At 40.2% G+C, this 8,097-nt stretch carries 11 protein-coding genes; 6 read left to right on the forward strand and 5 right to left on the reverse strand.

Annotation, left to right across the window (positions count from 1 at the left end; all coding sequences use genetic code 11):
• The 4 genes from IKB69_RS05825 to IKB69_RS05840 form a co-directional block, all read left to right on the forward strand.
• Nucleotides 1–267 (forward strand): hypothetical protein (locus tag IKB69_RS05825; RefSeq protein ID WP_290947208.1); only part of this gene is annotated, 267 nt, incomplete at its 5' end.
• Between the two features lie 254 nt (nucleotides 268–521).
• Nucleotides 522–776: a hypothetical protein gene (locus IKB69_RS05830; protein ID WP_290947212.1), complete on the forward strand. Its 255-nt coding sequence runs from the start codon at nucleotides 522–524 to the stop codon at nucleotides 774–776.
• Nucleotides 777–927: 151 nt separating this feature from the next.
• The gene (locus tag IKB69_RS05835) at nucleotides 928–1,137 is read left to right on the forward strand and encodes a hypothetical protein (RefSeq protein ID WP_290947215.1); all 210 of its coding nucleotides are present in this window, start codon (nucleotides 928–930) and stop codon (nucleotides 1,135–1,137) included.
• A gap of 453 nt (nucleotides 1,138–1,590) precedes the next feature.
• A complete protein-coding gene (locus IKB69_RS05840; RefSeq protein ID WP_290947217.1) occupies nucleotides 1,591–2,604 on the forward strand; it encodes a glycosyltransferase family 2 protein in 1,014 nt (337 codons plus the stop codon).
• Between the two features lie 5 nt (nucleotides 2,605–2,609).
• Here IKB69_RS05840 and IKB69_RS05845 read toward each other — a convergent pair whose 3' ends face one another.
• The 5 genes from IKB69_RS05845 to IKB69_RS05865 are packed head-to-tail and all read right to left on the reverse strand — an operon-like array spanning nucleotide 2,610 to nucleotide 6,439.
• On the reverse strand, nucleotides 2,610–3,860 hold the full coding sequence (locus IKB69_RS05845; RefSeq protein ID WP_290947220.1) for an Opr family porin: 1,251 nt from the start codon (nucleotides 3,858–3,860) through the stop codon (nucleotides 2,610–2,612).
• A gap of 20 nt (nucleotides 3,861–3,880) precedes the next feature.
• Nucleotides 3,881–4,732, reverse strand: a complete 852-nt coding sequence (gene panC, locus IKB69_RS05850; RefSeq protein WP_290947239.1) for a pantoate--beta-alanine ligase — start codon at nucleotides 4,730–4,732, stop codon at nucleotides 3,881–3,883.
• Between the two features lie 5 nt (nucleotides 4,733–4,737).
• Nucleotides 4,738–5,472, reverse strand: coding sequence for an orotidine-5'-phosphate decarboxylase (gene pyrF, locus IKB69_RS05855; RefSeq protein WP_290947224.1), 735 nt, complete (start codon nucleotides 5,470–5,472; stop codon nucleotides 4,738–4,740).
• Nucleotides 5,465–6,127, reverse strand: a complete 663-nt coding sequence (locus tag IKB69_RS05860; protein ID WP_290947227.1) for a DedA family protein — start codon at nucleotides 6,125–6,127, stop codon at nucleotides 5,465–5,467. Before IKB69_RS05860 ends, pyrF begins: the two co-directional genes overlap by 8 nt.
• Before the next feature lie 6 nt (nucleotides 6,128–6,133).
• The gene (locus IKB69_RS05865) at nucleotides 6,134–6,439 is read right to left on the reverse strand and encodes a YciI family protein (RefSeq protein ID WP_290947230.1); all 306 of its coding nucleotides are present in this window, start codon (nucleotides 6,437–6,439) and stop codon (nucleotides 6,134–6,136) included.
• Nucleotides 6,440–6,656: 217 nt separating this feature from the next.
• Between IKB69_RS05865 and IKB69_RS05870 the strand changes: the two genes are divergently transcribed.
• Together IKB69_RS05870 and IKB69_RS05875 are read left to right on the forward strand one after the other, a co-directional pair.
• A complete protein-coding gene (locus IKB69_RS05870) occupies nucleotides 6,657–7,253 on the forward strand; it encodes a peroxiredoxin (RefSeq protein WP_290947233.1) in 597 nt (198 codons plus the stop codon).
• A gap of 345 nt (nucleotides 7,254–7,598) precedes the next feature.
• Nucleotides 7,599–8,097 (forward strand): site-specific DNA-methyltransferase (locus IKB69_RS05875; protein WP_290947236.1); only part of this gene is annotated, 499 nt, incomplete at its 3' end.

Below are 8,097 nucleotides of genomic sequence, written 5' to 3' on the forward strand. Positions count from 1 at the left end.
CCAAACATCATCACAAAACCTTGTATCTACCAGAATAAAGAATGCTACCAAAAACTTAGATTTCCAAAACAAAATCAAAAAAATGCAAATATAGGCATCATCAAAGCGTATAAAAAAGATATAAACACACATACTTTCTTAACGGAGAAAATGCAATATATAGAATTCATATTAATAGCGGTGTGCGTTACCCAGAGCTTAATAAGAAAATTGGTGCTAGCGAGACTTCGTAGCACTCTTATTGTGAAGCAGCAGGTATTGCATTGATTGGAAATAACAATAAAAAATTACTTATTAAACTCTATGAGGATATTTGTAATGACAAAGTTGATGGTTTAAATAAAAACATCATTTCACAATGTATATTTGAACTCAACAATAGCTATTGGATTCACATAGCTATTAGCACACAAAGGTGGAAAAATGTTAAAAACAGAACAAAGCCAGACTTTTTTACAAAACCAAAAGGAGCAAAATACTACTTATACGATGGTAGTAATCTCAATTTTTAAGGAGTAACGATGAAAAAATTATTAGCAATAATGCTAGGCATAGTTGCTAGTCAAGGACTGTATGCAGAATATGTGTATGATAGTGATATTGCCACTGATACAGGAGAGATTATCAAAACACATCAACACTCCAAGCGTTTTGATGGACAATGTGTGGAAATGAGAGAAGGCATAGTAGAATCCCTAGAAAATAAGGACTATAATAAGGTTTATAAAGGATACAAGGAAAAAACATTGAATGACATAAGACAGGTAGAGCCTTAAAGACAAAAACAGATAAAAATGCTTGGAAATACTATGATATATGTGAGTTAGGTTGTGATTTTGGTGGGCGGAAGGCATATATCGTCTTTATGTTTTTGATGGTGAAAATCTCAAATCAATCTATGAAGCAATCCGCAATTCTTAAAGCTTTATGAATAAAAAAGAATTTGAAGAGAGTAGCGTAGAATCTTTGGCTAAAATTTTGTCAAAGACAGATTTTCGAGAAATTATACAAACTCCAGAGGGTTATGACGGCAGAAGGTGCTATATGTATGATAAACAAAGCACATTGTGGATACAACAAGCTGCAAATCCCGGTGGGTGTAACTTTGCTTTTTTCAGAATCCAAACAATGATTTAAAAATTTGCAGAGAAAAGATGCAATATCATTTTTTCTTGAAAAATGATAGTAGAAAATGTGTTGTTTTGGATTCTATTTCTACAATCATCTTATTGGATTCCTTAACTAGTTATTTGTGCATAAAAGAGAGGATAGTTCAATATCTCTTTGTCCAAAACATATTAAAATCATATCATTTAGTAATTACAAGATAAAATATTTAGTTTATGATATGGATAGAGATAAATACTCTCATATTATAAAAAGTCAGAACTTTTGTAGAAAAGTGAATTGAGTAGCATTTTTATTTTAATGGGTGTGTTTTGATAGGGGTATTTGATGTTTATAGTGCAAATAATTCTTCATAAAATTGCAGTGATTTAGAATCATCTTACAAATAATAGGGTATGATCCAGCCTTAACTTTGTCAAGGTTTTCAAGAGCAAGGATAGATAATGACGCAAGGGAGTGGCTATGAGTCCTAGGCTATATCTAGTTGTGCCAGCCTTTAATGAAGAGAAAGTATTACTAGAGTCATTGTGCGTGCTAGAATCTAAACTCACGCAAATGATACAAGCTAGTGTCATCGCCAAAGAAAGCGCGCTAGTGCTTGTCGATGATGGTAGTAGTGATAGGACTTGGGAGATTGCCAAAGCACATTTTGATAAGCGACATATGAGAAATGTTGCACTAAGTTCCCCCCCCCCCCCGTTAAGAAGTAGTCAGCCAAAATTCCTAGCCATAAGGCTTGCGAGGAATTTTGGTCATCAAAGTGCGCTTTTAGCTGGACTGCATTACGCGCTTGGTAAGTGTGATTGCGCCATTAGTATTGATTGCGATTTGCAGCAAGATGAAAAGAAGCTTATAGAATTTGTGGAGAAGTTTTGCAATGGTGCTGATGTGGTGCTTGGTGTGCGCAATGATCGGAACACAGATTCTGTGTTTAAGAAGTCTAGCGCGCTATTTTTCTACAAGCTTATGGGAGTGTTTGGAGTAAAGATTGTAAAAAATCACGCCGATTATCGCTTGCTTAGTCGCAGAGCGTTGGAGATATTGTTTCAATATAGAGAGTCTAATTTGTTCTTACGCGCCATTGTGCTAGACATGGGGCTTAAGCAGGATATTGTGTATTTTGATGTGAAGCCAAGATTTGCTGGCGAGTCTAAATACAGCCTTAGAAAAATGTTTTCTTTTGCGTGGAGTGGTATCACAAGCTTTTCTATTGTGCCTTTGCGGTTTGTGAGTGCGCTTGGCGGTATGCTTTTTGTGTTGTCTATTTTTTTTGGATTCTATGTGCTATGGGTAAAGATTTTTACACATCAAGCAGTACAGGGTTGGACATCTCTTGCAGTGCTTTTGTGTTTTTTAAGTGGGGTACAGCTTTTAAGCCTCGGGATTATTGGAGAGTATATTGGCAAGGCATACCAAGAGATCAAAGCACGCCCAAAGTACATAGTCAAAGATATGCTACACGATGAAGCCGTGTAAGCTTACTAGAAAGTTAGTCGTAAGCCACCATTGACCTGTGTCATCGTGGGCACACCAAGGGAATCTAAATGTGTATTTAGCACATTAATTACACCTATAACATTATGCGTGAAGCCTATCTCCATAGCGAGATTTAGCTCATTTTGATTGGCTTTGGTGATTTTGGTACCAAAGATATAGTCATAGAAGCTCGCACCATAGGTGATAAGAAAATTGAATCGCTCGACTTTTGTGGCGACTTTGGCATAGATGAGATTGACATTTGGCTGTGTTTTTAGCACTTTGCCACCCCAGATGAAAAATGGATCAATGTTATTGCCCATAATTGCTAGACTTCCCCAGCCAGTTTCTTTGCCTGTGTGGATATAGCCTGCCGCTATGTCAAAGACATTGGGCAACCCAAATGATGTTTGCGCATAAAAGGCATTACCATCTTTGCCAGCATTGATGAGATGGTTTGTGGTAGGGAGCGTATTGCTATGTTCAATGCTATATGCATACCCTACATTTCCTTTCAAGTCAAAGTCCAAAAATGAAATTTTCCCATCGATTCTGCCACCTACAGCAGTGAAAATAGGGGGCGCGAAGTAGGTGTAGATTCTAGCACTTAGGGCATCATTTAGGATGTAGTATTTTAAGCCTGTGTGGTAGAGTCCGATTGTTGTGGGGCGGTAGAATCTAGTCATTTGATAGTAATCAATGCGCCCAAAGTCATTAACCCAAAATGCTTCAAGCAAGAGTTTTTCAAAGGATCGATTGCGTAGCCATATTCCATCAGCAAGCACATTTACCCAGTCATTTGCAATGGCTATACGCCCAGCTTTTAGGCTTGTATCGCCATCAAAATACTCAATAAAAGATTCTGCGATAGCGGCTTGACTTTGGTTAAAAAAGTCGGCTTTTGTATCACCCTTGCCACCAGTGGGCGGGAACAATCCAGCGTGTGCATCATAAAATGACGCCACCGCACGGAATCCAATAGAAGCGCGGAAATTTTTGTAGAAGCCAGAAGTATAGCTTAGCCCCACATTGCCCATAAGGTAGCCTAGATTTCCCAAGTAGGCATAGTGCGCAAGCTCTAATGACTCATTTCCTATGGTAGTGGCATCGCCCCTTTGTAGCCCCACATAATTCCCATACAAAATCACATCACCCTTGCTCACACCATTTTTCAACGCTTCATCGATACTCTCAAAGCCAAAGCTCGCTTGCACGCTAAGTGCCAGTGAGCAGATTATAGAAAAAATTTTTTTCATACTTGCTCCTTGATTGACTCTCATAGCCATATATTATCCAATAGCCGAACCCCCCCGACATTTGCTGCTAGCACGACAATGCGTGCGCCATAGGCGTGGCGCAAATCTTCTATGGGTGATAGGTTTTCATCAATTATTTCAAGGTATTCTATATTTATATCCTTAAGCTCTGCCTTTCCTATATTTTGTAGTTCTTTGTTTGCCATTATGCCTTGATCATAGGCACACTTAATGGATTCTAGTGCCTTATGTAAGCTTAGTGCCTGCGTGCGATCGCTAGGACTCAAATAGATATTGCGTGAGCTAAGGGCTAGTCCATCACTATCGCGCACAATAGGGCAACTATGTATGCAAATAGGCAGACATAAATCTCGCACCATACGCTTAATGAGCAAAAGCTGTTGCGCATCCTTTTGCCCAAAATATGCGTTATGCGCGCGCGTAAGCATAAAGAGCTTTAGTACAACTTGCAGCACTCCAGCAAAATGTGTGGGGCGCGCAAAGCCCTCTAGCACATAGCCCATAGATTTTGGTGGAAGTATGACTACTTCATCAAGCGCGCCTTGCATATTGTCAGGGTACATTTCTTCCACACTTGGGGCAAATACCGCACTTACATTGAGTGTCTCACAAAGTGCGCAGTCGCTCTCCAATGTGCGCGGATAGCGTGCTAAATCCTCGCTTGGGGCAAATTGCGTAGGATTTACAAAGATTGAGACAATGGTGTGTGGGTTTGTTTGCGTGCTTGCTTGGATTAGAGATTTATGTCCGTTGTGCAGTGCTCCCATTGTCGGTACAAGCCCTAAGCTCTGCTTAGGATCTAGAGTAGATCTAAAATCTAACAGCTCTTGCTTTGTGTGCAAAATTGCCATAGAGCTCATCGCAAGCTACCTTGCAAGCTAGCAGAATCTATTTGTATAAGTGCAGATTCTATGGCAGCTTTTGGGTCTTGCGCTGTGTAGATGGGACGACCGATGACAAGAAAATCTGCCCCTGCGCTTATGGCTTCTTGGATTGTGGCGGTGCGCTTTTGATCATCTAGTTTGCGATCTTGTGCTGGGCGGATTCCGGGTGTTAGGGTTAGCAAGTGGCTATGTTTAGCCTTAATTGTGCTAGATTCTAACACGGAGCAGACCATACCACTTACTCCTGCTTCACTAGCAAGCGCACTCAAGTTGAACACACCACAATCCACTTTTTTCCCATACACTGCATAAAAGCTTTTATCATCAAAGCTTGTAAGCGCACTTACTGCCATTATCTTCATATTTGGCGCGTTTTTGGCTAGAGTCTGCACCACAGCGCGCATACCATCTAATCCAGAGCTTGCGTGGATAGTCATCATATCTATGCCTAAATTTGCGCATTCATTAGCTGCATCTGCCATCGTGTTAGGAATGTCATAGAGTTTAAGGTCTAAGAAGATTCTAGCTCCGCTTGTCTTTTTGATCACCTCCACACCTTTTGCACCATCGCGGATAAAGGCACGCAAGCCTACTTTGAGCCAAATATTCTCGCGCTTAGGGCATAGACTAATGGTGCGCGCTAGGGCGAGATTCTCCTCTAGGCTTGGGAGATCAAGTGCTACGACAAGCTGTGGTGTTTTAGACATTTTTGCGTTTTCTTCTATACCATAGGATGTAGAGTAGGGCGATAAGTGCGACTGCTCCAAGGGTGCATAGCACAATGATGTGCAAGGATTTTCTAATATCAAAAGTCGTGGCTTTATCGATTAGGACATTGGCAATCCCGCTCGCGCTTAAATCATCACCAAACATTGTGCCCACATAGTAGCCAAATATCGCTAGAATAGTGATCCAAATGAGTGCGCCAAGAGTTGTGTAAATGCTAAATTTCCAAAGATTCATTTTTGCCAAGCCTGCGGGCAAGGAGATGTATTGACGCACGCCGGGTATTAAACGCCCTAAAAATGTGCTAATTTCTCCGTGTCTAGAAAAGTAGCCTTCCATTTTTGTCATTGTCTGCTCGCTAAAAAATACATACTTTCCAAAGCGCACTACAAATGCGCGCCCAAAATACAGGGCTAAAACATAGTTGAATATCGCTCCAGCTAGACTGCCGGCTGCCCCAGCTGCAAGTGCCAAACTCATATCCATAGAGTCTTTATAGACAAGATAGCCTGCTGGGATCATTACTACCTCTGATGGGAAAGGGAAGAAGCTAGATTCTAAAAACATCATAAAAAATATACCTGCATACCCAAGCGTGCCAACTGCATCGACAATAAAGTGGATTATGTCATTCATATTTGCCTACTTTGTCAAAAATTTAGCAATGTCTTTGGCATATAGCACGGGGTCAAACTCCACTATGGTGTGGTTTGCTACGCCTTTTAGAGCAAATGGATCGTTGTTGGCGAAAGCCTGCGCTTCGTTTTTTGAGACAAAACGCCCGATAATCATACCGCCCGTGCGTGGAGTTTTTGGACCAGAAGCAAGCAGAAAACCCTCTTTATAGCCCCTAGCAAGATATGCTCTATGCTCTGCTAAATGCGCCTCTATTATCGGTAAATCAGCCACATAGGCGACATCTATAAGAAAGAGATGAGTAGAATCCATAATAATCCTTTGATGCGATGATGCGATCGGTTTTGCTTTGGGAATTAAGCCTATAATGGTAGCAAAAATTAGCAAAATCTAGGCTAAAAGTGGGCTATGATCTCTATGCTATAACTACTGTTTAGGGTGTATTATTAACCTTTGCTAGCTACAATACTCAAATGATAATAATTACTAATTATTATCAAACTTATTTCACTTTTTAAGGAGATTTTGTATGTTAGTAACAAGAAAAGCCCCAGATTTTATGGCACCAGCAGTTTTGGCAAATGGACAAATTGTAGAGAATTTTGAGCTAAGTAAAAATCTCGGTAAAAACGGCGCAGTTGTGTTCTTCTGGCCTAAGGATTTTACTTTTGTTTGCCCAAGTGAGATTCTTGCTATGGATCACCGCGTAAAAGATTTCCAAGAAAAAGGCTTCAGTGTCATTGGTGTGTCTATTGACTCTGATGTGGTGCATTTTGCGTGGAGAAATACTCCTATCAATCAAGGTGGTATCGGCAATGTAAGCTTCCCTATGGTATCTGACATTACCAAGCAAATTTCTAGGGATTATGATGTGCTAGTTAATGGTGCTGTGGCATTGCGCGGTAGCTTTTTGATTGATAAAGACCAAATTGTCCGCCACGCTGTGATTAATGATCTTCCACTTGGACGCAATATGGATGAAATGCTTCGTATGGCTGATGCATTGCTATTTTTCCAAGAGCACGGAGAAGTATGTCCAGCTGGCTGGCAAAAAGGGCAAGATGGTATGAAGCCAACTGCGCAAGGCGTAGCTGACTACCTAGCAAAAAATGCTAACAAGCTATAACCACACTTTGACTTTGCGCACTTGTAGCGCATTTGCCTAGCTCTAGCTAGCTAGGCTCTGCTACTTTTACACACCCCACACACTCCAATTGTCTATCTAGTTGTACATTTACTTGTTGATTATGGACTGACTTATAGCTGAGATGATAGGCTCTCAAATACTGCTTGATACAAAGTGGCAATTGCAAAAGATTGCGGCCTTGCGTGTTTGCTAAGTGTGTTTATTACAAGAGAGTTTGATATAATCGCGTAAAGCAATGATTTAGCCCATTTCTTTATGTATGCTACTTTATGCTAACACCAAATCTTTAGCTACAATTTTATGCAATCACTACAAAGGAGCAATATGCAAAAAGCAACATCACAAAAAGAGCATATACTACTACATATTTTGCAAGAGAGATTTACTAGCTTAGAAAATGTGCGCTCCTTAGCGATAGATTCTAATAGAGAGCTTCTAGGCTTTTTGCTAGAATCTAGTGAATTTAAAGAGCGATTTTTCACAGAGATTGATAGTGTGGCAGTGTTTGACAAGGATAGGTTTTTAGACTTTTTACATCTTAGAGAGCTTGGTAAGTCCTATACTGCTTATAGCAATAAAATCGGCTTACAGCTAGAATCTAGCTTTAAAAAGTCGCAGCAAGTCGTGCTAAACTTCCCCTTTAAAGACTGCGTGTTAAAGGGCGCACAAAGCAAAGATGAGTCAAAGACTAAGGAAATATTTTTCAATGAGACTTTAGCAAAGAGTGAGATAGATGTGTTAGAATCGCCTAAGGTGTTGCAAAATTTTGAGCTAATAGAATGCCAAGATTCTAGCCGAACGAACGAACGAACGAACGAACGAA

Source organism: Helicobacter sp. (assembly GCF_017502485.1).
In the GTDB taxonomy this organism is placed as follows: Bacteria; Campylobacterota; Campylobacteria; order Campylobacterales; family Helicobacteraceae; genus Helicobacter_B.

Excerpts from the sequence above, each read along its gene's own strand:
- IKB69_RS05830 (WP_290947212.1), top strand. The coding sequence starts at position 522 with ATGAAAAAATTATTAGCAATAATGCTAGGCATAGTTGCTAGTCAAGGA.
- IKB69_RS05835 (WP_290947215.1), top strand. The coding sequence starts at position 928 with ATGAATAAAAAAGAATTTGAAGAGAGTAGCGTAGAATCTTTGGCTAAA.
- IKB69_RS05840 (WP_290947217.1), top strand. The coding sequence starts at position 1,591 with ATGAGTCCTAGGCTATATCTAGTTGTGCCAGCCTTTAATGAAGAGAAA.
- IKB69_RS05845 (WP_290947220.1), bottom strand. The coding sequence starts at position 3,860 with ATGAAAAAAATTTTTTCTATAATCTGCTCACTGGCACTTAGCGTGCAA.
- panC (WP_290947239.1), bottom strand. The coding sequence starts at position 4,732 with ATGGCAATTTTGCACACAAAGCAAGAGCTGTTAGATTTTAGATCTACT.
- pyrF (WP_290947224.1), bottom strand. The coding sequence starts at position 5,472 with ATGTCTAAAACACCACAGCTTGTCGTAGCACTTGATCTCCCAAGCCTA.
- IKB69_RS05860 (WP_290947227.1), bottom strand. The coding sequence starts at position 6,127 with ATGAATGACATAATCCACTTTATTGTCGATGCAGTTGGCACGCTTGGG.
- IKB69_RS05865 (WP_290947230.1), bottom strand. The coding sequence starts at position 6,439 with ATGGATTCTACTCATCTCTTTCTTATAGATGTCGCCTATGTGGCTGAT.
- IKB69_RS05870 (WP_290947233.1), top strand. The coding sequence starts at position 6,657 with ATGTTAGTAACAAGAAAAGCCCCAGATTTTATGGCACCAGCAGTTTTG.